This is a genomic window from Vibrio tritonius (assembly GCF_001547935.1).
Classification (GTDB): Bacteria; Pseudomonadota; Gammaproteobacteria; order Enterobacterales; family Vibrionaceae; genus Vibrio; species Vibrio tritonius.
The window spans coordinates 220,855-245,052 of record NZ_AP014635.1; the positions used below are offsets into that span (position 1 = coordinate 220,855).

The window sequence follows — 24,198 nt, forward strand, 5'->3', positions numbered from 1 at the left end:
GTGATTACTGGTAAAGAGCCATGCGTGAGCTGACTTTTTTCAGGTAGTTTTTAGTTTCGTCATAAGGGAGGTTTTCAATTAGATGTTGATAAACCTCATCTGGTGTCATTGAGTTAATAATGCCAGCAGCTTTGCGAATATTAGTGGAATGATCTTGGTTAAACGCACGTGCTACGTTACCTGCACCTGTGTTGTAAGCTGCGATGGTACAGAATGTACGGCTCTTTTCGTCTTTAATTGCGCTTAGGTATTTATCATTCAAAATATGCAAATAAGCAGTACCTGTTTCGACGTTTACTGGTGGCTGATACAACTCATCTGCTTTCATCGGTGCATCAATGTTACGGATGGTGCGGTTGACATCATAACCAGCGCTGCTTGGTACTACTTGCATAAGACCGTAAGCTGGCACGTGAGATTTCGCGTCAGGGCGGAATGAAGACTCACTGTGCATGATCGCCATCACTAGCGCCGGGTTGATATCGAACTCTTTGCTCTCAGAGTCGGCCATTGGACGATATTGCTCTGCGCGTTTTTTCAGGGCACCTTCTGGTAGCTTGATTGTGTAGCTAACCACTTTCATTGGCTTAGGTGTTGCAGCTTTCGATGTCGGCTTGGCCGGTGTGTCAGTAACACTCGGTTTTGTCGTCTCAGTCGCCTCTGGAGTAACGGGCTGTTGAGGTACTTTTGCAATTTGTTCTGATTGCTCAGTCATTGGTTCTACAGCTGCTGGCTTATCGTTAGTTTCTACGGTAGGCGTTTTGGCAACGGAAGTTTCTTTTACTTCAGGTTGTTGAACCTCTTTTGGCGTTTGAGCGGTTTGTGTTGGTTCTGTTGTTGGCGATGGTTCTGGTTCAACAACAGGTTCAGGAATGCCTAGCTCAGCTCGTTTAGCTTTGTACAAGGTACGTAATGCTTTTACTCGTTCTTGTGCATCCGCAACTAGTGCCATTTTTTTCTTATACGCGCGTTCATAGATGAACGAATCTGGAATGCCGGTATTAGAGTGAATGAGACGTTCAGCTTGATTATCCAGCTCATTCATTTGTGCTTCCGTTTGTTCAACAATGAAGTTGTACTCTTTTTTCTCTTGTTCTGCGGAATAATCCACTTCTTGTTGTGATACTTGACCGTCGGTCATGGCAAGCTTATCACCATCTAAGTCAACAGAAAGGTTACCCAACTGTTTTTGAGCCTCTTCTTCTGAGGTGTCTGCAGGAACTAAAACAGAAATCGTGGCGGTATTATTTTCGTAGTCGATGACTTTTTTTACCGCATCATTGTCGCTGTATTCGACCGAGGTTGTTTGGTCAGATACGTCACCAGTGCCCCATTTTTCAATGTGTTTGGCTTTTTCTGCATCAAGCTGAGCCGTGTAGTCATCACGCCACTGTTCATACTCGTCTAAGTAGTTATTCACATACTTATAGAATTCTTCGAGCTTTTGTTCATGAGTTTGATGTGATTGTGCAACTGCGGTATCGAGTTCAGCGAAAGGGTCGGTTGTTGACCATGAAGTCGGGCTAACCATCACGGTCATAAGTGCAAGGGTAATTGCAGAGAGTTTTGTATTTTTCACAGTGCTGTCCCAGCCAGAGAGAGTCCAAAGAGAAAGAGACCACGAAATCGCAGTCTCTTTGATACCCGACCTAGAGGTCATCACGGGGTAGCAAGGTGATATCTCTAGGTGGGTATGTCAGCTCATTACATTTTTTTCAATGAAGTTAGCGCGTTTTGTAGATCTTTTGCTGCTTTATCATCATTGAATTGTTTCCAAAGCTTGCTGTCGCTATTGGCGGCATCAACAACTTTGTTTACGTTAGCGTCGTAAGCGTTTTGGTCCATACCTACTAATACGTATAGGCCACCCGCTGGGCTTGCTTGGCTTACGATTAAACGGCTGTTGGTCAGTGAGCGAGTCACGATGTTTTTGGTCGCACTTTCAAACGATTCAACAACATTTTCATCAGCACCCGTTGCCGTGGTGGTTTTGGTGGTGCTTTCAATCGCTTGCTTGAACATGTTGTTAACGTCTGTTTGGAATTCAGCTGCCAAGTTAACACGTGCGTCATTAATCGCGATTTTACGCATGACGGACATACCAGCTACGCTTTTTTTCGCATAACCTGTTGCGCCGATAGCCAGGTCTTTTGGCATGACGTCACAAATCCAAGATGGTGCTTCAACTGTCGGTGAATCAGGGAAAGTACATTGTGCAAAGTTTTGTGCTTCTTCAATGGTCCCAGTGTTCACTGTTTTACAACCCGCTAGGGCAAGTGTGATAACACTCAGTGCGATTAGCTTTTTCATATGACCAACCTATTATTTTGTTAACTCTTTAGCTTGACACTCTAAATCTAATAGTGAGCACGCAGAGAATTTAAGTTTCGCAGAGTCACCTTCTTTGATTTTAAGAGCCAAATCTTCTTTGATTGCCACCCAAGAATAGTCTGGTTTTACTGCATCTGCTTGGTTATCAACAACGTAACCTTTACCGATTTCAAAGGTTTCTACACCTGCATCAGTTTTGTAACGGCTAGAGAAAACCACATCTGTTTTTGGTGCTACGTTACGTTTAGAACCTACACCAATACGAACCATTGGGCCGAATTGCTCACATTGACGCATTTCCAGTACAGGGGCGCTTGCTGCTAGCATATCCTTAAGATCGTTAGAGTATTTTACTGCTTCTTCAGCAGCGGCTACTGCCATGCTTGTATATGATGCATTGTTGATTGGGCAGCTAGAATTGCGGGTTTCAGTAGAGCGGTTTTCATCACCTTTAAGCTCTACACGCTTAACCAATTGCATATCTGGTAGTGAGTAGACTTTCATTACCCCTTTAACGTCTGCTTCAAAGTAACACTTCGCAGGAATTTTATGCCATTTCCCTTTTTTGTCTTTCCATGAAGAAGCTTCTTCAAAACGCTTACCTAACTCTGAAGAATTAATTTGTGTGATTACTGCGTAATCAGCAATTGGCACGCCTTTGCTGTTGTAACGACCACTTTGTTCTGCGAGTTTAATTTCAGATTTTAATTTGTTGGCAATTTTGCGGTCTACTAGGGTCGTCCCCGTGGCAACCACTTGACCCTCAAGTGCGTTAAGCATTGTTGCTTGAATACGTTTTAACGCTGGATCTTTAAAGTCTGCTTCAACAGGGAGCACGATAACTTTGCTTGATGTACTTGTTTTGGCAGGAACTGCAGATTTTTCCATTGGTACTTTCGTATCAGGTGTACAAACACCTTTAACAGCACAACCAGAAAGTAAAGTTACCACACCCAATGCCACTGCGGTTTGTTTGAACATAATAGACAACTCCATATTGTTATTTATTACCCGCCTAGTGCCGGGTTGTTTGTATGTATTTTTTGAATTTATTGTTATTTAAGGCCTAAAGCTGACCAAATGCCTTTCTCATTGATAATGTCTGAGAAATTGCGTTCGGAGCCTTCGTTGGCTAAATCGTAGCCAGACATTGAGTTACCCGTAGAGATGATTTCTTGAGTAGCAATGACATGGCGATTTTGATTATTGGTCAGACTCAGAGTGGTTACCTTGGTAGAGATATACGATGATGCCATAAAGGCACGCCGAAACTCTGAAGTCATTTTTAAGGTGTGAGTAGCTCTGCTATTTGCGCCCATTGTGGTCGCAATACCTTGTTCGTTTAGGGCGCGAGCAAGGAATTCTGCACTTTTTTTGTCGTGATATGAGCGCACAATGCGAATCAACATACGTGATTGCATGGTCGATTTTTTCTCGAGCAGGGTTTTGACTGAGGGTGCTGATGGGAGTGCTTGCCCTGAAGTTAAAGCAGATAACATCGCCATACGAACAATCACGCTATCACGATATTCATTGGCGTTTTTGTTTTCCATCCACCATATAAGCGGGTCTTGGTGTGTTAACGCATCAAGTTGTATTTTTGCCTGTTCATTGGTGTTGCGAATATCTGTTTTGAGCTGTTGGATAACCGTCTGTTTTTTTATTCTGGCTTGAACGAAGTAGGCGATGTCATTTTTGTCGTTTTTAGTATATTCAATACCAGTAAAGGTGACGTTAGCTGTTTTGCTATTAACGTTATTATCAACAACTGAATAATTGTTGGATTTGTCATTAAAGTTTTTTGCCACTTCCCGCATAGAGAACGACGAATTAACTTGAGTCCAAAGTTCGGAATTGATTTGGCTTAATGCTGATTGTTTAGCTGAATTAAGAGTACGTCCTTGTCCTACCGCTTGAATGTAATCGCTATTGGTTTCTTGTGGTGTGGTATACCAACTTGGTGGAGTCGTAGATTGACACGCACTAAGCACTAGCGCCAAAAAAGAAGGAGCAAGTAACTTTCTGATTTTTTTCATAATGAATAGACAACACTTAAGCCAAACGATGAATTATCTGTTCGAACGCCCTTATGATTTGAGCTTATCCTTGTGCGAACAGTGCATAGGTTGATGGTAAAACCACCAGCTATTTACATTTATTTACTGGTGAATGCTATCTATCAATGTAGCTAAATTAAATCTAAATTTTAGATCCATATCTAAAAATATGAACTTGATCAGATAATCAGTGTCCGAAAAGTGGAACTAACCCTAATTTATTTGGATTTTACGGTTGTTATTTGCTTGGAAATGTGTCGACGAATATATGGCGTCAATTCTTTGTCAAACCACTCGTTACGTTTTAGCCAAATATTATTTCGTGGTGATGGGTGAGGTAGGGGAATATAGTGTGGTGCCCAGCGTTGCCACTGTTTTACTGTTTCGGTCAGTGTCGCGGGTTTGTTGGGTAAATAATAGTTTTGGGCATAATTGCCCACTAATAGTGTTATCTCTATATTTGGAAGATAATTTAAGATTTTTTCGTGCCACATTGGTGCACATTCTTTGCGGGGTGGTTTGTCGCCGCTTTTCGCTTTTCCTGGATAACAAAAACCCATGGGCATGATCGCGATTTGGCTTTCATCATAAAACGTTTCTTTGTTCACTCCCATCCACACTCGTAAGCGGTCACCACTTGGATCATTCCATGGAATGGATGTGGCGTGTACGCGTGTCCCTGGTGCTTGACCGATGATGAGTATACGAGCACTTGATTGTGCCCGAATTACAGGGTTGGCTCCCAGGGGGAGGTGAGGTTCACATGCTCGACATTGACGAACTTCATTGAGTAGTTGCACCAGCATTAGTAACCTTTATCAAAGTCGATGGCGTTACTGAGCTGGAAACCGTCGTTCCATAACGTGTAATTGTGTACAAATTGTTCCACGACTTGGCTTGGGAAGCTGAGCGCGGCAATGTGTGGTGTTACGGTGATGGCATGGTGGTGCCAAAATGGATGTTCTGGATCGAGAGGTTCTTTATCAAACACATCTAAATAGGCGTGCTGAATATGGCCTTGGGCAATCGCATCAATTAAGTCTGGCTCAACGAGCGTCTTACCTCTTCCGACATTAAAAAGAATGGCATTTTGGCAATGTGATAAGGTCTCGATATTGAGTAGGCCTTGAGTCTCGTCGGTATTAGGGAGGGTGTTTACTACAATATCAGCATTAGTTAATGCGCTGGCGATTTCGCTGCGATGATAGATTTGACTAAATTGTCCCTCTTTAGGTGGAATGCCTGTACTGTTCACGCCAATAATCTTTAGTCCCATGCTGGCTGCGACTCGACTTAAATATCCACCAATTGATCCTGTGCCTAAAATCACCATTTCTTTGCCAATAATGGATTCGTATAAATGTGGTGTCCATTGCGCCGCTTCTTGCTGTTGGCGGTACAGTGGAAAGTGGCGGTAGTGATTGATGATGTAGCCGATCACATATTCTGAAATTAATTGACCGAAAATGCCTTTGATATTGGTGAGCTCATAGTCGGTGCGTTTGGGGTCGATAACCAGTGCGTCTACGCCCGCATAAACCGATTGTAACCACTCAAGTTTAGGAAATTCATCAATGCAAGGTGCAGCCATAGGTGGGGCTGCGAGTAGGATGGTGGCTTGCGCTTTATCTTCGGTTATTTGCAAATTATCGAGTTGCAGGCGCTCTATCGATTGGCGGTATAAATCATCGTGCTCAGTCAAAATATAGAGTTGATGTTGAAAATTGTTCATTAGCGTGCCTTTTTTCCCTGCTGGTTATCCAGTACACTTCCGCTGTCTTTTTCTGCAACGATTGAGTGACTATGCTACAAAACCCTCTACAGCTTCGCCTTGAGAAGTTTGAACCTTGGCAACAGATTACCTTTATGGCGTGTCTATGTGAACGCATGTATCCTAATTACGCCGTTTTTTGTGAACACACTGAGTTTGCCGAGGCTCGTGGCTATCGGGAAATCCTTGATAGCGTGTGGGAGTTAATGACGGTAAAAAACGCCAAAATTAACTTTGAGCGTCAGTTGGAGAAATTGGAAGAATTAATCCCAAGTTCACAAGACTATGAGTTTTACGGTGTTTACCCTGCGATTGATGCGTGTGAAGCATTGGCCAATTTGTTGCACGGTCTGCTTGATCGTGAAGGTTTGCTTGAGTCTGTGATTGATGTTAGCCAAGTGTCTGTTCGTACCGTCGCTCAGCTTGAAGAAGCGCAAGGTGCAGATGAAATCACCAACACAAATCAAAAAGAAAATGAAGCGGTGTGTGCTGAGTGGGATGTGCAGTGGGCTATTTATCGTCCATTGAAAGATGCCCAAGAGCGCGACATTCAATTGATTAAAGATTTGCGCCAAGAGTTACGTGAAGAAGCCGTCAGTAATATTGGTATGAGTGTATAGCTCGGTTGGTATTGCTTTGAATGCAATAAAGCGGCCTCAGATATTTTTCTGGGGCCGTTTTTTATGTTTGAAAACTATTAACTAGATGATTTTATTGGCATCTGCGCGCGCTAGCTCCCTCCCCAGCCCTCCCTCTAAAGAAGGAGGGGGCCAGATCGAGATCGCCGTGGCCAATTGCGGTCGAACCGTGGGTTCTGTGGTGTTTTTGAATGCTGGAAATACCAAAATCACAGCAAACTCGAGCTGTTACTCGGGCGTACGGTGACCTCTACAGAGGAGGCTAGATCGAGATCGCAGTGGCCAATGCGCATAATCTAGAAAAATTAAATGAGTACCACAAGCCAATAAAAAGCCCCAGCCTCTAAAGAGGATGGGGCAGTCCGAGTTCGCTGTGGCCCATGCGCACGCGCAATGGGCCTGTAGAGCGTATTACACCAATGAAAGAATTGGAGATTGTAGATTAATGTGATGCTCTTTGGTTGAAGGCAACACATCCAAATACTCTTCCGTATTGGTGATGATAACTGGTGTGGTCACATCGTAGCCTTTGGCACGAATGGCTTCGATATCAAATTTCAGCAGTAAATCGCCTTTTTTGACTTTTTGACCTTCGCTGACTTGAGGAGTGAAGAACTCTCCGTTTAGTTGCACCGTATCAATCCCTACGTGGATAAGCACTTCAGCGCCATGCTCACTTTTTAGACCAAAGGCATGGTGAGTTTTGAAGATGGATTCGACCACGCCATCGACAGGGGAGTAAAGCTCGCCATTTTCTGGAATGACGGCAATGCCTTTACCCATGAGTTCACTAGCAAAGGTTTCATCTGCCACTTGGCTTAGGGAAATAATTTCACCATTAAAGGGGCTACTGAGAATCTCTTTTTCTGGTTTTAGTGGTGCAGCAGGGGCTGCTGGTGAATCAGTTGATGCTTCGTTAGTAACCACTTCGTCTTCCTCGCGGAAGAACAGAACCGTTAATACAGCAGGAATAATAAGACCGACCGCTGCGGCAATCATGGCTCCGTACACCGTCATATCAATACCCGTGCTAGGAATGTACTGCGCGATACTGAAAATGGCAGGAATACCCATTGAGAATACCTTGGTGCCAAAGAAACCGATCAAACCACCACCGACAGCGCCACCAACACAGCCAAAGATAAAAGGTTTTTTACGCGGTAGGTTCAAACCGTATACTGCAGGTTCAGTGATACCAAAGAAACCAGTGATACCTACAGAGCCAGCTAGCGCTTTGGTTTTTTGGTTTTTAGCAATAATAAAGATACCGATAGCCGCACCAACTTGACCAAATACCGCTGGTAACGTCATTGGGCTGAATACATCAAAGCCATTCACACTGAGGTTGTTGATAAATACAGGAGCTAGCCCCCAGTGCAGACCGAAGATAACCAATACTTGCCAGAATGCGCCCATTAATGCACCAGCAATGATAGGGCTAGTGTCGTACATAAACATGAAAATGCTTGATAGACCATGACCAATCATGGTGGCGATAGGGCCAATAACCAAGAATGTTAGCGGTACGGTGATCAGCAAGCACAAGAATGGGGTGAACAGGTTTTTGATGGCATCAGGAAGCCATTTATCCAAACGTTTTTCTAATTGAACGTTAAACCAAGACGCCAAAATGATTGGAATAACCGAAGATGCGTAGTTCATGTAGCTGATTGGAATACCAAAGAAATACTCAGGAGCAACCGCTGGGCCACCTAATTCAGAGGCAAATATCGCATTAAAGTGCGTGGTGATCTCGGGGTGAACTAATGCTGCGGCAATCGACATGCCGATAAAGGGTTTACCACCAAATTTTTTCGCTGAGGTGTAGCCAAGGAAAATCGGTAAGAAATAGAAAGTACCATCGGCAGCGGCATTAAGTATGCGGTATGCGCCGCTACCACCATCGATCCAACCCATCGCTAGGCTTAAAGCAAGTACCCCTTTCAAGATACCAGCCCCTGCCATCACGCCGAGAATTGGCGCAAAAATGCTGGAAATGATATCAATCAGTCGGTTCATTATTGGCTGATTAGAAGGAACATTTTCACTGTTATTGAGTGTGCCAACTAATGGCATTACAGCATCGAATACTTGTCCTACATGGTTACCAATAACAACTTGGAATTGGCCACCGCTTTTTACAACGGTAATGATACCAGGCTGTTTTTTAAGATCTTCGGCTTGACCTTTTTCCATGTCTTTTAATTGGAAACGAAGCCGTGTTGCACAGTGAACTAGGCTTGTGACGTTATCTGCGCCACCGACTTTGGCTACGATTTCTTTGGCTAGAGCATCGTAGTTTTTTTCATTGCTCATATAGATTGTCCTCTATGACTGCATACATCGATAAAGCGAAATCGATAGAGCGCAAGCAAAGAGTTTCTTCCTATTTCAGGAGCATGACCTAATAGGCAAGTCAGTCCCTAAAGAAGAATCTCGTTATGAAAATGCGCTTTCATAATGATTTCTTTCGTTTGGGTCTTGCCTGCCTGACCAGTAACAATCCTAATAAACAACCAAATTAGTGAAGGAATAGGGAATCCGATTCCTTACATATCCCTTAGGCATGTTGGTGAGGGTGCCTAAGGTGTAATGTCGTAGGTAAAGTGCTGTTACGTACGACTCAAATCGTGCGTCTTAGACGTTCGATATGAATAGTTAAAAACATCATTTCTTCCTGCGTCATGGTATGACGGAATTTTTCTTCCACATACAGGTAGATCTTCTGAGTGCAGGAAAATGATTGTGGGTACTGCAAGCGTACCGATTGAAACAGTGCGTCATCGTCACTTGTTACCGATGAACTATGCATTAAACGGTGCGCAAAAAATTTTAAATGCGTCACTAAACGTTGGTAATTTAAGCTTTCTTCATCCATTTCGATACGCAATTGGTATTTGATGATCTGAATAATGTCGCGAATCAGGTTGGTGATACCTATGGTGTTATGCATGTCTTCACTTAGCTGAGCATTCACCAAGTGCAGCGCAATAAAACCTGCTTCATCTTCCGGGAAAGCGATACCAGACGCCTTTTTGATGATGTCTAATGCTTCTAAGCCCAGTGCGTATTCTTTGGGATACAGTTTTTTTATTTCCCATAGCATCGCGTTTTGGATTTCTTTGCCTTGAACACAACGCTCGAGCGCAAAAAACAAGTGATCTGCTAGAGAAATACGAATACTGGGGTGCAGTTCACCAGGTAGTTTTTTCTGCGCGGTTTCGACAATGGTTTCTGTTGCGAGCAACAGGTCGATTGGTATTTCAGCCAACAGTTGATGATAGCGGGCGTCGATATTCCCATCCTGAGTCCGCTCTAAACTGAAGACTTTTTCTACTTTGTTTTTATCAATCGGCATCCCGGGTTTCATTTGAAAGCCGAGCCCTTTCCCCATGACAACAATTTCATTGTTGTCCGTGTCAGTGGAGATGATGACGTTATTGTTTAGGACTTTTTCAATTAGCATGATCACGCACTTTTGTTCTCAAATTTATGGATACAAAAAAACCTAGCCCGTGAAAGCTTCTGGAGGCTCTCATCGTCTAGGTTTCGCCTGCTTAATGCAGTAACAATCCAAATACGAATCTATTAATACTGAAACCGCTTTCACTGTGCAAGTACCAAACTGTTTAAGTGTGAGTTCGCTCTCTTTCGTTTTTGTTCCGTGAGTGAACTTAATTAAGTATTTACTAAATAAATTTTATATATCAAAAGGATATGTCTAGATGGTACTTCTGTTCTAAAAAAACCTTGGTGATGATTATCACAGCTTTTTATATTTTTCATTGCATCGACTCTCACCGTTGCTTTACAGTTTTGCCCATACAAACCGGATTGTTACTGCTAAGCAGGCAAGACCTTATATCCATAGTGAAATCGTTGTGTTTCGTTATGGATATGAGGTTTTTTTTTGGGTTTTTTTAGTCTTTTTATCGACTATTTTGATGTTTATTAGGGTTGCTACCGCCACTGAGCGGGCAAAACCTAGATGAGATTTCTAACGTGTGGGGAAATTTCGTCTAGGTTTTTTTTTACCCAAAATTCAGTCCCTTTAAATAAGATTTTGAACATAAATATGGTGTGAATCACCGAGGGTGAGTGTGACATTTAGAAAAATGAGCACTACCGGTGCAACAGCAAAATAAGCAACAGGAGTTTTTAGTATGAGTTTTCAATTTCCCGAGTCTTTTTTATGGGGCGGTGCCATTGCTGCGAACCAGGTTGAAGGTGCTCACATTACCGATGGTAAAGGGCTTTCCACTTCGGATGTACAACCAAACGGCGCGTTTGGCGAATTAGTCGAGCGCCAAGACGATGACTTCAATATCAAAGACGTTGCGATCGATTTTTATCATCGTTATCCAGAAGATATCGCGTTGTTTTCTGAAATGGGCTTTACCTGTTTACGTTTGTCTATCGCTTGGTCACGTATTTTCCCTAACGGTAATGATGCCGAGCCAAACGAAGCGGGTCTTGCTTACTACGACAAAGTATTTGATGAGTTAGAAAAACATAACATCACCCCATTAGTGACGCTTTCTCACTATGAAATGCCTCTGAACTTGGCTCATAAATACCAAGGTTGGGCAAGTCGTGATGTGATTGGTTTCTTTACCCAATACGCAGAAACCGTGTTTAAACGCTATGGTCACCGTGTAAAACGCTGGCTAACGTTCAATGAAATCAATGTCACTTTACACGAACCATTTACTGGTTCTGGCTTACCGCGTGATTGTGATGAGCAGACTCGTTTCCAAGCGATTCATCACCAACTCGTTGCGAGTGCCAAAGCGGTTAAGTTATGTCATGACCTGATTCCAGATGCCCAAATTGGCAACATGATTTTGGGTGCAATGCTTTACCCTCGTACTTGTCATCCAAACGATATGGTGAAAACTCTAGTGCAAAACCGCGAGTGGTTGATGTTTGGTGACATTCAAGCGCGTGGTTATTACCCAAGTTACATGACTCGTAAATTTAAAGAGATGGGTGTGGAACTAACTATCACTGAAGCAGATAAAGAAGACTTGAAAGAGACCATCGACTTTATTTCCTTTAGCTATTACATGACCGGGTGTGCGAGCGCTGATCCACAAGAGATGGAAAAGGCGGATGCCAATATGCTGCAGATGATCGCTAACCCTTATTTACAAGCCTCTGAATGGGGATGGCAAATTGACCCTGTGGGGTTGCGTTACCTACTGAACTTCCTTTACGACCGTTATCAAAAACCGTTGTTCATTGTGGAAAATGGCTTAGGTGCCAAGGACGTATTGAATGACGAGGGCGTGGTAGAGGATGACTATCGTATCGCTTATCTTAACGATCACCTCTACCAAGTGGGTGAAGCAATTCAAGATGGCGTTGAAGTGATGGGTTACACCTCGTGGGGACCTATTGATTTGGTTAGTGCTTCTACCGCACAAATGTCGAAACGTTATGGCTTTATTTATGTTGATCGTAACGATCAAGGCGAAGGTTCTTTAGCACGTAAACCGAAGAAAAGTTTTTATTGGTACAAAGACATGATTCAGTCTCGTGGCGCAAATCTCGCGGCACCTGAATAAAAAATAAAAGGTCGAAAAGGCCTTACCTTAACACCCTACAAACGAACACTCTCCATTAAGTTTTCCTGAGCTTGATGTGAGTTTGTTCGTCCCAAATAAGGATAATAATCATGAATAGCGTGACACATAGAACCAGTGGTAGAACAATAAAACCCCTATGTCTTGCTGTATTATTAGCACTGAGTGGGGCTGCAAATGCACAAGATCTGACTGTTCAACAGCAGATGGAGCAACTGCAGCAACAAATACAGCAAGCTCAGGATTTACTCAAACAACTTGCCGCAAAAAATCCTAGTGCGGTCGATCCTAAAACAGCGCATACCACTCCAGAGTTGGATGCGACTCAGTCTCCTGAACAAACTGCGGCAGTACATGCTGAGCAATCAAAACAAAATCTACCAACTTATACCAAACAAGTGCCTGTAGAGAGTGGTTTTACCTTTACCGGTTATTTCCGTGGCGGTTGGGCAACTGGGGGAGAAGGCTCGCCAGAGTCTTATGCGATTGGTTCATTGGGTCGTTTTGGTAACGAATATGGTGGCTGGTACGATCTTAACTTGAATCAGCGTGTGTATCAGGAAAATGGTCGAGAGATTAGTGCACATATTCAATTAGATGGTAACGAAACACAAAGCCGGACATCAGGATTATTTGGCGAGGATGACAGTTATCTGCAATTTTCTGAGTTGTACGTTCGTACCAAAGGTTTTATTCCAGGCGCGCCGGATGCTGAGTTTTGGGTTGGTCGTCATGCTATTCCTGTGTATGAAATTCAAATGCTGGACTGGAAGGGATACAAAGCGGCTTCTGCGGCGGGTGTCGGTTTTGACAAACTTGCGTTGGGTGAAGGGGACGTAAGTATCGCCTTGCTGCGTGAAGATTTTGATTATCTTAATAAAACAAACAAAGATGATGATGTTGATATGAACAGCAACACCATTGACGTGCGTTATAAAAATATTCCTATCGACAATGGGTTAACACTTGAGCTGGACGGTAAATACCAGTTTGCAAATAAATCTTCTAGTGTCGATGATGCTGAAAGCTCCAGTGATTACTACGACATTAAAAACGCCTACATGCTAGGGGCACGCTTACACCAAGCTTATTCTGATGGTGCGTTTGACGATATTAGTTTGCAGTATGCCAATAACTCATTTGCTAGTAACTTTGCCAACATCAGTGGTGCCAATGCCGATTTTGGTCATGGGACCAACTCTTACTACGGACATCACACCGATGGCTATGCATTTCGTGTAATGACACAAGGTGAGAACTATTTCTTTGATAAGAATATGATCATGGCGCATGCGTTTGTTTATGCGCAAGGTGATGATTTGTATGATTATCAATTAGAAAATGACCATATGGACTTTAAATCGTTACGTGCGGTAGTTCGTCCTGCTTATATCTGGAACCAATACAACCAGAGCGGTGTTGAGTTAGGTTACTTTACTCAAACGAATACGATCGATTCGCTGGATTATAAGGAAAGCGGTTACAAAGCAACGATGTTCCATACCTTTAAAGTGGCAACCAGTATGTTGCAATCTCGTCCAGAAATTCGTTTCTACACGACTTATCTGAAATCAGAAGATAATGACATTACTGATTTCAGCTTCGACAGTGGTCGTAACGATCAATGGAGCTTTGGTGTTCAAGCCGAGCTTTGGTGGTTGTAATCAAAACTAAGGGATGGCTAGGCTATCCCTTTTTCTCATTGTCAGAACTCGTCGAGAGTTTTATTTATCAATGAATTATCCTTGATCCAAGGATAAAAGTATTTCCATTAAACCCCAAAAAAGAGGGCCGTTGTGATGAAACAGAAGTTGCTTAGCCGTTGTATTGTCGGTTTGTTATGTACGCTTGGCAGTTATGCCGCATTTGCTGGGCCTGTTGTACAGACAGTGTCGGGTGATGTAGAAGGAGTGAGTGTCAATAATGTCGATTCATTTAAAGGTATTCCATTTGCTAAGCCTCCTGTTGGCGAGCTTCGTTGGCGTGCGCCACAAGCAGTAACGCCTTGGAAAGGTGTTTTTAAAGCGACCCAATATGGTCATGATTGTATGCAAAAGCCTTTTCCAAGTGATGCTGCCCCATTGGGAACGACGCCTGCTGAAGATTGTTTGGTGCTTAATGTTTGGAAACCTACGCAAAGCGCTTCCCAGCTTCGTCCGGTGATGGTGTGGATTTACGGTGGTGGCTTTGTTAATGGCGGTGCGTCACCTGCTGTGTATGATGCCAGCGAGTTTGCCAAGCAAGGCGTTGTGGCGGTGAGTTTTAACTATCGGTTAGGGCGTTTTGGCTTTTTTGCTCATCCAGCGTTAGTTGCGGAAGGGAAGGCCCATCCGCAAGAAGCACTCGGTAACTACGGTTTTATGGACCAAATTGCCGCGCTTAAATGGGTAAAAGAGAATATCAAACAGTTTGGCGGCGACCCTGAAAAAGTCACTATTGTCGGTGAGTCTGCTGGTGGTTTTTCTGATCATGTGTTGCTCAATTCTCCTTTGGCGAAAGGGCTATTTAGCCAAGCTATCATTCAGTCTGGATTGGGTCGGCAGTGGGAAAATTCTAAACGTGTTGATGCACCAGTGACGGATGTGGAACATTCTGCTCAAGCAAATGGTGTTGCGTTTGCGAAGAAGTGGGGCATTACTGGGGATGATAGTCAAGCGCTTGCTAAATTGCGCGCGTTGCCTGCTGCGAGTGTTGTAGATGACATGAATATGATGAATAAGAATACACCGACTTATTCAGGCCCTATGATTGATGGCAAAGTGATGGTTAAACAGCCGCAGTCTTATTATTCTGCGGGTCAAAATTTGGATGTGCCTATTATGGTTGGGGCAAATGGTGCGGATATTGGCTTTGCGCCAGTAGTTAACAGCACCGAGGAAGCATTGGCTATTTTTGGCAAAGACCAGTATCAAGCTGCGTTAGCGGCTTATGAATCTAATGGTCTTAAAGCACCACAAGCGATTGCCCAAGCATTAGCAAGTGATCGATTAATGGTGGAACCAGCTCGTTATGTTGCTCAGCAGGCGGCTAAACAAAGTGGTAAAGCTTACCTCTATCGCTTCTCTTATGTTGCTGATTCTATGAAGTCGCAGTGGCCGGGCGCTTTGCATGCCACTGATATTCCTTATACGTTCAATACAGTACAAGCAAAATATGGTGAGCAACTTACTGCAAATGACCAAGCTATGGCGAAGATGATGAATCATTATTGGGTGAACTTTATTAAAACCGGTTCACCTAATGGCACTGGGTTACCAAAGTGGGATGCATTTGACCCTGCAGTGGATAATCTTATGCTTTTTTCCGAGCAAGGGGTGAAGCAAACGAAGATGATTGTTGACCCTTGGAAGGCTCGTTTGGATTTGGTGCAAGGGATTCAGCCATAAACAGTGCTTCGTATGCGGTGAGCGAAAAATACCGAGAATGCAGTAACTTCATCGCGCGCTGGCTCCCTCCCCAGCCCTCCCTCTAAAGAAGGAAGGGGCCAGGCCGCATTCGATGCGTTCAATGCGCTCGAGCTGTGGGTTCTGAGGTACTTGTGAATACGGCAAATACAAAATCACAGCGAACTCGAACTGGTTTTCGGACTAGCGATTAGCGCCAAAATCGCCGCGCAGGCGATCTGGAGCTCGAGTATGCAGTGAGTATTATTGTTTGAGGTGATTAACTCTCGTCGCTTCCTTCTAAGATCTTAGGCTTATCTGATTTTTCTTTTTCTGTTGTTGGCGGAGCTTCAAGGTCATCATCTCGGCTTTCGATGACACCATGGGTTATCTTCCATGCTTCCCACTTTTCAGAGGCGAGCTTTTGCATGTCCATGGTGTTATCTGCTTCATCGACAATCTCTTCTCCTAGCAAATATTCAAAAATATCTTCTATGGTGACAATACCGATAACCGTACCGTACTCATCAACCACCAATGAAATTTGTTGACGGCGTTTGATCATCTGCTCAAAGGTCTTTGGCAAACTGAACGTTTTTAGTACGGTGTAGATAGGACGCATGACTGAGCCTAAAGTTTTACTTCCCAGACCCGACTGTTGCAGTTTAAACAGCTCCAAACGATGGACAAAACCAACGATGTTCTCGCGTGTTTCGCTATAAACCAAAGGTCTTGAGAACGGTGTATCTTTGTGATGATTTAAAAATTCATTAATCGTGAGCGATTGGTCGACACGAAACAATACGGTTCTTGGTGTAATAACATGAGTAATCGGCATGCTCTGCAACGATAACAAGTTATTGAGTATACGCGATTCTCCCTCATCCATTTCTCCGCTTTCATTAGCAAGCAGTGCCATTGCCGACATCTCTTCACGATATTTCGGGTGCTCAGTATTGCGAGATAAGCGGCGAGTGATCTGTTGTGAGAACCACACAAAAGGCGTAAGAAACCACACCATCCACTGCAGAATCCGAGCTGTGGTTGGGGCCAATTCTCGCCAGTAAGACGCACCAATGGTTTTTGGTACGATCTCTGAAAGCACCAAAATGCCGAGGGTGAGTACAGCAGAGAACACACCTAACCATTCACTGCCAAAGACAATGGCGGCTTGGGCGCCTGCACTAGCGGCACCAATGGTATGAGCAATGGTGTTAAGCGTAAGAATAGATGCGAGTGGACGATCGATATCAGCTTTTAAATTATAGAGACGCTGAGCAGCAGGATCGCCTTTTTGACGAAGTTGTGCAATGTAGCTTGGGGTAATACAAAGTAGAACGGCTTCGAGAACCGAACAGATAAATGAAATGCCAATCGCTACACAAACGTAGACGGTAAGCAGGAACATGTTGAATCCTTATTGTGTGTTCAATCTTAGCTGCTATGCAGACATTGAAACGAAGTTAAAGTATACCTAAATCACCTCAAATGTCGGCGAGGTTTTTTTCTCATCAACCTTCAAAGTGTTTTGGGTATCACTTTTTACCACTTATCTTTATTGTAGAAGTTCATATCTTTTTCGGAAAAACCGCCCTAAAAGCAGAGAGAAAGACGATTCTTGGTCGATATATAAGCACTTCTCTAGGTATAAAATGAGGCCATTATGGTGTCAAAACAAGCGTGAATAACTGGTTAAAGAGTAACAAATTGTGAGCTCTTACTCATATTATGGTTAAAAGTGCGTCAGAGTAACTCATCTTGTACGACAAACCTTTGCCATACGGGCTATTTATGCTTTAGAGTGAAGTGAATTCGATAACCTATCTAAGAAGGGAAACCTAATGAACAAGACCCAATTGATCGATTTTATCGCAGAGAAAGCTGACCTATCAAAAGCTCAAGCTAAAGCTGCTCTTGAAGCTACTCTAGGTGCGGTAGAAGGCGCGCTAAAAGAGGGTGACCAAGTTCAACTAATTGGTTTTGGTACTTTTAAAGTAAATCACCGTGCAGCTCGCACTGGCCGTAACCCTAAAACTGGTGACGAGATCCAAATCGCAGCAGCAAATGTACCAGCATTCGTCGCTGGTAAAGCACTGAAAGATTCAGTGAAATAATAGTTCTGTAACGCCGGGGTTTCCCGGCGTTCTTTATTCAAGTCGTTATTATGAAGTCACGCATTGTTCCTTTTCTTTTTGCCGCTGTTCTAGCTGGCTGTTCCTCATCTATATCAACCCCAAAATTAGTTAACACTCAGCATTACACTGGCGGTGAGCGCATTGGTGATGAAGCGCGTTATTACTGGTTTACTGAGAAAAACAATGTGCCAGACCAAGCATCAGATTATGTTATCGCTGGGCCTTTTAACTGGTACAAAACCACCTATCGTTGGGAAGATGGTTTTGTACGAGAAGTCTCTCGAGTAGGTGAACGTCTACAAAACGAAGAAGTGGCACCGTTTGAAACTTTGCTGCGCTTTGATAGCCATGGAGAGGCGATTTATCAGCGTTATCGATTAGATGGTAAAGTGTTGCCCTTATCAAGCGAGCAGATTGACCAATACGTTAAACAAGCTCGTTATGTTAGTAAGGTGACGCAAGATCAGAAAAAACAAGGTTTGGAGTTGATTCAAGGCGTGTGGAATGGTCAAGAGTTTGACCGCTGCAATGATGCCAAATATCAGAGACTGCAGTTTAACGATACCCTGCCAAGTTTAGTGATAAACCGTTTAGCATCGCTCGATAGTTATGTTGCTTTTATCGGTAAAGTGAACAAAGACTCGGTATACATTGATACTTTGCTTACCTTGGCAGAAGGCTCCCATGGGTGTATGCAAGCGCCAGATTTGCTTGCCAAGTGAGAAGATGGGTTAAATACCACTGCCTAGCCGATGAATCCAATAAAAAAGCGCTGAAATATCAGCGCTTTTTTCATTTTAGTGTCGCTAAGGGCAATTATTTTTCCGCTTGCTCACGAGCAATGGCGCGATAGCCGATGTCGTTACGGTAGAACATGCCGTTCCAGCTCACTTGCTTAGCTAGCTCATAAGCACGTTGCTGCGCTTCAGAGACCGTGTTACCCAGTGCGGTTGCACACAGTACGCGACCACCGTTGGTCACCACGTTGCCTTCTTTTTCAGAAGTACCTGCGTGGAAGATCTTTTGACCTTCTGCTTCTGTAGTTGGCAGAGTGATGATATCGCCTTTGTTGTAGTCACCTGGGTAACCACCAGCGGCTAGAACGATACCGATAGACGCACGAGGATCCCATTTCGATTCTACTTGGTCTAGCTTGCCTTCTAGTGCAGCTTGGCAAAGCTCAACAAGGTCTGATTGCATGCGCATCATGATAGGTTGAGTTTCTGGGTCACCAAAGCGGCAGTTGTATTCGATCACTTTTGGTGTGCCTTCGCTATCGATCATCAGACCTGCGTAAAGGAAACCAGTGTATGGGTGACCTTCTGCTTCCATTCCGCGTACGGTTGGGTAGATTACTTCTTCCATAATGCGGTTATGGATTTCAGGTGTTACAACTGGAGCAGGAGAGTAAGCACCCATGCCGCCAGTGTTAGGGCCTGTGTCTTTGTCGCCAACACGTTTGTGGTCTTGGCTGGTTGCCATAGGAAGAACGTTTTTGCCATCAACCATCACGATGAAGCTGGCTTCTTCGCCATCAAGGAACTCTTCGATAACCACACGGCTACCTGCATCACCAAAGGCATTGCCCGCGAGCATGTCTTTGATGGCATCTTCTGCTTCTTCAAGTGTCATCGCAACGATAACGCCTTTACCTGCAGCAAGACCGTCAGCTTTAACAACGATAGGTGCGCCTTGTTCACGAACGTAAGCTAATGCTGGTTCAATTTCAGTGAAGTTAGCGTAAGCAGCTGTTGGGATGTTGTGGCGAGCTAGGAAGTCTTTGGTGAAAGCTTTTGAGCCTTCAAGTTGAGCTGCGCCTTGAGTTGGGCCAAAGATTGGCAGGTTCGCTTCACGGAACGCATCAACCACACCGATAACCAGTGGGACTTCTGGGCCAACGATAGTCAATTCAATCGCATTGTCTTTTGCAAAGGCAACTAAGCCAGCAATATCTTCAACCGCGATAGTTACGTTTTCTAGTTTTGGTTCTAGAGCTGTACCTGCATTACCTGGTGCAACAAATACTTTTGCTACGTTAGGGTTTTGTGCAACTTTCCAACCTAGAGCGTGTTCACGACCGCCGGAACCGATTACCAATACATTCATCTTTGAATCCTTGTACTGTGAGGACTTGCTGAGAGTTTAAATAGCTTACACCAACGGGGTGTAAAAAATGAGGCGACCAGCGAATAACTGGTCGCCTGTTTTTCTTAGTGACGAAAGTGACGCATACCGGTGAAGATCATCGCCATGCCGTGTTCGTCAGCTGCTGCGATAACTTCGTCATCACGAATTGAGCCGCCAGGTTGGATAACGCATTTGATGCCCGCTTCGGCTGCTGCATCGATACCATCACGGAATGGGAAGAACGCGTCAGACGCCATTACGCTGCCTGCCACTTCTAGATTTTCATCGGCAGCTTTGATACCCGCAATTTTAGCAGAGTAAACGCGGCTCATTTGGCCTGCGCCAACACCGATAGTACCGTTGCCTTTCGCGTATACAATTGCGTTAGATTTGACGAATTTCGCTACTTTCCAGCAGAATAGTGCGTCTTTCATTTCTTCTTCAGTCGGTTGACGTTTGGTCACCACTTTAAGATCGTCAAGAGCAACCATGCCGTGGTCACGGTCTTGAACCAATAGGCCGCCGTTAACACGTTTCACGTCGAAACCTGTTGATTGTGCAGTCCATTCGCCGCACTCAAGTAGGCGTAGGTTTTTCTTCGCTGCAATTACTTCAACTGCTTCTGCTGTCACTTTAGGTGCGATGATCACTTCGGCAAATTGACGGTCGATGATCGATTTCGCTGTTTCAGCGTCTAGTTCGCGGTTGAACGCGATGATGCCACCAAACGCTGATGTCGGGTCAGTTTTGAAGGCACGATCGTAAGCCGCTAGGATGTTATCGGCAATTGCTACACCACAAGGGTTTGCGTGTTTTACGATAACACAAGCTGGCTCGGCAAATTCTTTCACACATTCTAGCGCTGCGTCAGTATCAGCGATGTTGTTGTAAGAAAGCGCTTTACCTTGTAGCTGTTTAGCAGAAGAAACAGAACCATTTTGTGCATCACTTTCTACATAGAAAGCAGCATCTTGGTGGCTGTTTTCGCCGTAACGCATGTCTTGTTTTTTCTCGAACTGCATGTTGAAAGTGCGAGGGAATTTACTTTTATTTTCAAAAGAAGGTTCGTCGCCTTCTTTGTTTTCGCCGTAAGAAGGAACCATAGTACCGAAGTAGTTCGCGATCATGCCGTCGTATGCTGCAGTGTGTTCAAACGCTGCAATCGCTAGGTCGAAACGAGTGTCTAGAGTAAGCGACTTGTCGTTTGCATCCATTTCAGCGATGACGCGGTCGTAATCAGACGCTTTAACCACGATAGTCACGTCTTTGTGGTTTTTAGCTGCAGAGCGAACCATAGTTGGACCACCGATATCGATGTTTTCAACAGCGTCAGCTAGAGTACAACCTTCTTTTGCTACGGTTTCGGCAAATGGGTAAAGGTTCACTACCACTATGTCGATTGGCTTGATGCCGTGCTCTTCCATGATTGCATCGTCTTGACCGCGACGGCCTAGCACACCACCATGAACTTTAGGGTGAAGCGTTTTAACGCGTCCATCCATCATTTCTGGGAAACCGGTGTAATCAGATACTTCTGTTACAGCAATACCTTGTTCTGCAAGTAGGCGAGCTGTGCCACCTGTAGACAGAATGTCGACACCGCGCTGTGTTAGCGCTTTTGCAAACTCAACAATACCGGTTTTATCTGATACGCTGATAAGTGCGCGACGGATTGGACGAGCGTTATTCATGCTTCCATTTTCCTCAAATTCGTGGAGTTAATGACGAAAGATACTTGCTCAACTCAACCTAAACTTTGAAAACAAGAGATTGTGTTTGGCAAGAACCTTATGTCGAATTTTGATGGCGCGTATTCTAACTAATTTATTACATAAAAGCTCGCGCAATCGTTTGGCATGCGAAAAATAAACGCTAAAACGACCTTTTTCAAGTGAAAAATTTAACGAATAAACAATGAGGCTGTCATGTTTCAGATTGGTGAATTAGCAAAACGGTGTGGTGTTTCAACCGATACGCTGCGATTTTATGAAAAAAATGGGCTAATTATTCCGGCTGGTCGTAGTGAATCTGGGTATCGCTTTTACGATGAAGGAAACCAAAAACAAGTTCATTTTATTCTCAAGGCAAAAGAGGTTGGGTTAAGCCTAGAAGAGATTAAAGAGCTATTGGAGATTCGCTTGGAAGCAAACAGCCATAGCTGTGCTGAGGTGAAGGCGATTACCACGACGAAGTTGCATGTGATTGATGAAAAAATCGCGGAGCTAAAACGCATTCGGACAGCGTTGAAAAAAATCAATGATGCGTGCTGTGGTGATGTGGACGACGATGCAAGTCACTGTTCAATTTTGGCAGCGTTGGAATAGGCCACAGGAAGAGGATCCCTCCTGTGGCACTTTTGCTCAGTTAAACTTTAAAACTTTTCATACTATGAGTGAGGTTTTGCCCGGTGTTGAGCAGGGTTTCACTGGCAGCAGAGACTTTCTTAGCACGCTCTGAAGCTCGAGCGCTAATTTGGGTAATGCGTTCTAAACTATCGGCCATATGATGTGTGGCGTCAGATTGATGTCCAATTGCGGTGACGATTTGACTGTTCACGTTCAATATTGTTTGTATCTGGTTATCAACAACGATTAGAGCTTGTTGCGCATCTTCGGCTTTTTTCAAGGTGGCTAGTGACTGTTGCTGAGTTTGTTCCATGGATTGACTCACCTCTTTCGCCCGTTGTTGCAAGCCTGTGACGATTTGTTCTATTTCGTCGGTGCTTTGTTGAGTGCGCGTGGCAAGTGTTCGTACTTCATCGGCAACCACTGCAAATCCGCGACCTTGTTCGCCTGCACGCGCAGCTTCGATTGCAGCGTTCAATGCCAATAAGTTGGTTTGTTCTGCCACGCCTCGAATGACTTCCAACACGGAGCCTACATTTTCCGTTTCTCGAGCAAGAGCTTGGGTGTTACCGTCGGTTTGGGTTAAGGATTGAGAAAGTGATGCCATGTCTTGGGATGCATCTTCAATCAAACGACGGCCCTCTCTTCCTTTCTCACTGGCGTTTTGTGCCGATTCTGCTGCATTCTCTGCAGCCTGTGTTACATCGTGATTGCTATTAACGAGTTCTTGCATCGCATTGGACACATTATCTACCGATTGTTTTTGTTCGTTTGCTTTACTTGATGCATCTAGTGCTAGGTTCGTTAGTTCATTGGCCGACGTGGTGACTTCCTGCGCCATCGGTTTTATGTCGATAATTGTTGAACGAAGTTTGTCGGTAAATAGGTTGAAGGCGCGAGCTATCTCTGACAGTTCATCTTTGCCATTGGCATTGAGTTTGCGCGAGAGATCACCATCGCCTTGGGATATCTCTCGAAGTGCAGCTAAGGTATCACGGCAGGGGCGTACGATGCTTGAGCTAATACGTAGCGCGAAGAGCAACATGATCAGAATTGCGACGCCAAGGCCAATAAAAATTGTTTTGGTGCGAGTGGCAATCAAAGTATCAACGTCATCGACGTATACGCCAGACCCGACAACCCATCCCCAAGGCTGAAATAATTTAACGTAAGAGACTTTTTCGATATCAGTGCTTGAGCCCGGTTTAGGCCACATATAGCTAACCACTCCCCCCTCTTGAGATTGTTTAGCAGCACTTACTATCGCCATAAATAGCGCTTTACCTGTTGGATCTTTGACGCCCGATAGCTCCTTACCTTCCAGCTGTGGCTTGATAGGGTGCATCACCATGACAGGGGTTAGGTCATTAATCCAAAAATAGTCACCTTGATCATAGCGAATCTGATTGATCACGCTTTTGGCTTGTTGCTTGGCGTCTGCTTCAGAGAGCTTTCCCTCGCTTTGTTGCTGATGGTAGTAGGCTAAAATAGATGAAGCACTTTCAACTAAGTGACGTGTTTTGGTTTTTTTTGCTTCCATCAAATCGGTTTGGTAACTGCTTAGCATTAACATAAATGGAATCAAAAGCAGAATAGTCGTGATCCCAATCATCAGGTATTGTCTTGTAGCAATTGGGAAGTTGCGTAACACTCCAGCAGTCATGTTGCTCTCCTTTTCATCAATACCCTCAACTGTAGTTGAAAACCGAGAATTCGTTACTCATTCCTTTGGGTTATTTGTTTTTGTCATAGAGCACTATACTTTTTTTACTACATATACATCTCGAAAGTTAATTCACTGCGTTGTCGCGGAGTGCCCAGTGATT

The 24,198-nt window shown here is 44.1% G+C and carries 20 protein-coding genes; 7 read left to right on the forward strand and 13 right to left on the reverse strand.

Going from position 1 to position 24,198, the window contains the following annotated elements; all coding sequences use genetic code 11:
- Positions 1-4 precede the first annotated feature (4 nt).
- The 6 genes from JCM16456_RS00975 to JCM16456_RS01000 form a co-directional block, all read right to left on the reverse strand.
- Entirely contained in the window at positions 5-1,540 is a 1,536-nt protein-coding gene (locus JCM16456_RS00975) for a transglycosylase SLT domain-containing protein (RefSeq protein ID WP_068715828.1), read from the reverse strand.
- 164 nt (positions 1,541-1,704) lie between these two features.
- Positions 1,705-2,310, reverse strand: a complete 606-nt coding sequence (locus JCM16456_RS00980; protein WP_068711606.1) for an LPP20 family lipoprotein — start codon at positions 2,308-2,310, stop codon at positions 1,705-1,707.
- Between the two features lie 12 nt (positions 2,311-2,322).
- Entirely contained in the window at positions 2,323-3,312 is a 990-nt protein-coding gene (locus JCM16456_RS00985; RefSeq protein WP_068711608.1) for a hypothetical protein, read from the reverse strand.
- Positions 3,313-3,386: 74 nt separating this feature from the next.
- Positions 3,387-4,367: an LPP20 family lipoprotein gene (locus JCM16456_RS00990; RefSeq protein ID WP_068711610.1), complete on the reverse strand. Its 981-nt coding sequence runs from the start codon at positions 4,365-4,367 to the stop codon at positions 3,387-3,389.
- Between the two features lie 239 nt (positions 4,368-4,606).
- The gene (locus tag JCM16456_RS00995) at positions 4,607-5,194 is read right to left on the reverse strand and encodes a uracil-DNA glycosylase family protein (RefSeq protein WP_068711612.1); all 588 of its coding nucleotides are present in this window, start codon (positions 5,192-5,194) and stop codon (positions 4,607-4,609) included.
- Positions 5,194-6,120 carry a D-2-hydroxyacid dehydrogenase gene (locus tag JCM16456_RS01000; protein WP_068711614.1) on the reverse strand — a complete coding sequence of 309 codons (927 nt, stop codon included), beginning with the start codon at positions 6,118-6,120 and terminating at the stop codon, positions 5,194-5,196. The genes JCM16456_RS00995 and JCM16456_RS01000 overlap by 1 nt, the downstream gene beginning before the upstream one ends.
- A gap of 71 nt (positions 6,121-6,191) precedes the next feature.
- On the opposite strand from JCM16456_RS01000, the gene JCM16456_RS01005 reads away from it, so the two are divergent.
- Positions 6,192-6,779 carry a YjaG family protein gene (locus JCM16456_RS01005; RefSeq protein WP_068711616.1) on the forward strand — a complete coding sequence of 196 codons (588 nt, stop codon included), beginning with the start codon at positions 6,192-6,194 and terminating at the stop codon, positions 6,777-6,779.
- Positions 6,780-7,208: 429 nt separating this feature from the next.
- Here JCM16456_RS01005 and JCM16456_RS01010 read toward each other — a convergent pair whose 3' ends face one another.
- Both JCM16456_RS01010 and licT read right to left on the reverse strand, forming a co-directional pair.
- Entirely contained in the window at positions 7,209-9,113 is a 1,905-nt protein-coding gene (locus tag JCM16456_RS01010) for a beta-glucoside-specific PTS transporter subunit IIABC (RefSeq protein ID WP_068711618.1), read from the reverse strand.
- Positions 9,114-9,420: 307 nt separating this feature from the next.
- Complete coding sequence (gene licT, locus JCM16456_RS01015; protein ID WP_068711620.1) at positions 9,421-10,263, reverse strand: BglG family transcription antiterminator LicT; 843 nt, start codon at positions 10,261-10,263, stop codon at positions 9,421-9,423.
- Between the two features lie 697 nt (positions 10,264-10,960).
- Here licT and JCM16456_RS01020 point away from each other — a divergent pair.
- The 3 genes from JCM16456_RS01020 (at position 10,961) to JCM16456_RS01030 (ending at position 15,768) form a co-directional block, all read left to right on the forward strand.
- Positions 10,961-12,364 carry a glycoside hydrolase family 1 protein gene (locus JCM16456_RS01020; protein ID WP_068711622.1) on the forward strand — a complete coding sequence of 468 codons (1,404 nt, stop codon included), beginning with the start codon at positions 10,961-10,963 and terminating at the stop codon, positions 12,362-12,364.
- A gap of 110 nt (positions 12,365-12,474) precedes the next feature.
- A complete protein-coding gene (locus JCM16456_RS01025) occupies positions 12,475-14,046 on the forward strand; it encodes a carbohydrate porin (RefSeq protein ID WP_068711623.1) in 1,572 nt (523 codons plus the stop codon).
- A 135-nt stretch (positions 14,047-14,181) separates the two neighbouring features.
- The gene (locus tag JCM16456_RS01030) at positions 14,182-15,768 is read left to right on the forward strand and encodes a carboxylesterase/lipase family protein (protein WP_068711625.1); all 1,587 of its coding nucleotides are present in this window, start codon (positions 14,182-14,184) and stop codon (positions 15,766-15,768) included.
- A 277-nt stretch (positions 15,769-16,045) separates the two neighbouring features.
- Here JCM16456_RS01030 and JCM16456_RS01035 read toward each other — a convergent pair whose 3' ends face one another.
- Positions 16,046-17,173, reverse strand: coding sequence for a CNNM domain-containing protein (locus tag JCM16456_RS01035; RefSeq protein ID WP_068711627.1), 1,128 nt, complete (start codon positions 17,171-17,173; stop codon positions 16,046-16,048).
- Between the two features lie 433 nt (positions 17,174-17,606).
- On the opposite strand from JCM16456_RS01035, the gene hupA reads away from it, so the two are divergent.
- Positions 17,607-17,879: a nucleoid-associated protein HU-alpha gene (hupA, locus tag JCM16456_RS01040; RefSeq protein ID WP_068711629.1), complete on the forward strand. Its 273-nt coding sequence runs from the start codon at positions 17,607-17,609 to the stop codon at positions 17,877-17,879.
- 50 nt (positions 17,880-17,929) lie between these two features.
- Complete coding sequence (locus JCM16456_RS01045) at positions 17,930-18,622, forward strand: DUF1481 domain-containing protein (protein WP_068711631.1); 693 nt, start codon at positions 17,930-17,932, stop codon at positions 18,620-18,622.
- Positions 18,623-18,716: 94 nt separating this feature from the next.
- On the opposite strand, the gene purD is transcribed toward JCM16456_RS01045, so the two are convergent.
- The 3 genes from purD to JCM16456_RS24030 all read right to left on the reverse strand — a co-directional run bounded on the left by purD (position 18,717) and on the right by JCM16456_RS24030 (position 21,943).
- On the reverse strand, positions 18,717-20,006 hold the full coding sequence (gene purD / locus JCM16456_RS01050; protein WP_068711633.1) for a phosphoribosylamine--glycine ligase: 1,290 nt from the start codon (positions 20,004-20,006) through the stop codon (positions 18,717-18,719).
- A gap of 104 nt (positions 20,007-20,110) precedes the next feature.
- Positions 20,111-21,718: a bifunctional phosphoribosylaminoimidazolecarboxamide formyltransferase/IMP cyclohydrolase gene (gene purH / locus JCM16456_RS01055; protein WP_068711635.1), complete on the reverse strand. Its 1,608-nt coding sequence runs from the start codon at positions 21,716-21,718 to the stop codon at positions 20,111-20,113.
- Positions 21,719-21,766: 48 nt separating this feature from the next.
- Positions 21,767-21,943: a phosphoribosylamine--glycine ligase gene (locus JCM16456_RS24030; RefSeq protein ID WP_082712201.1), complete on the reverse strand. Its 177-nt coding sequence runs from the start codon at positions 21,941-21,943 to the stop codon at positions 21,767-21,769.
- A gap of 9 nt (positions 21,944-21,952) precedes the next feature.
- Here JCM16456_RS24030 and zntR point away from each other — a divergent pair, with 9 nt between their 5' ends.
- Complete coding sequence (gene zntR, locus JCM16456_RS01060) at positions 21,953-22,351, forward strand: Zn(2+)-responsive transcriptional regulator (protein WP_068711637.1); 399 nt, start codon at positions 21,953-21,955, stop codon at positions 22,349-22,351.
- A 40-nt stretch (positions 22,352-22,391) separates the two neighbouring features.
- Here zntR and JCM16456_RS01065 read toward each other — a convergent pair whose 3' ends face one another.
- Entirely contained in the window at positions 22,392-24,035 is a 1,644-nt protein-coding gene (locus JCM16456_RS01065; RefSeq protein WP_068711639.1) for a methyl-accepting chemotaxis protein, read from the reverse strand.
- Positions 24,036-24,198: the final 163 nt, after the last annotated feature.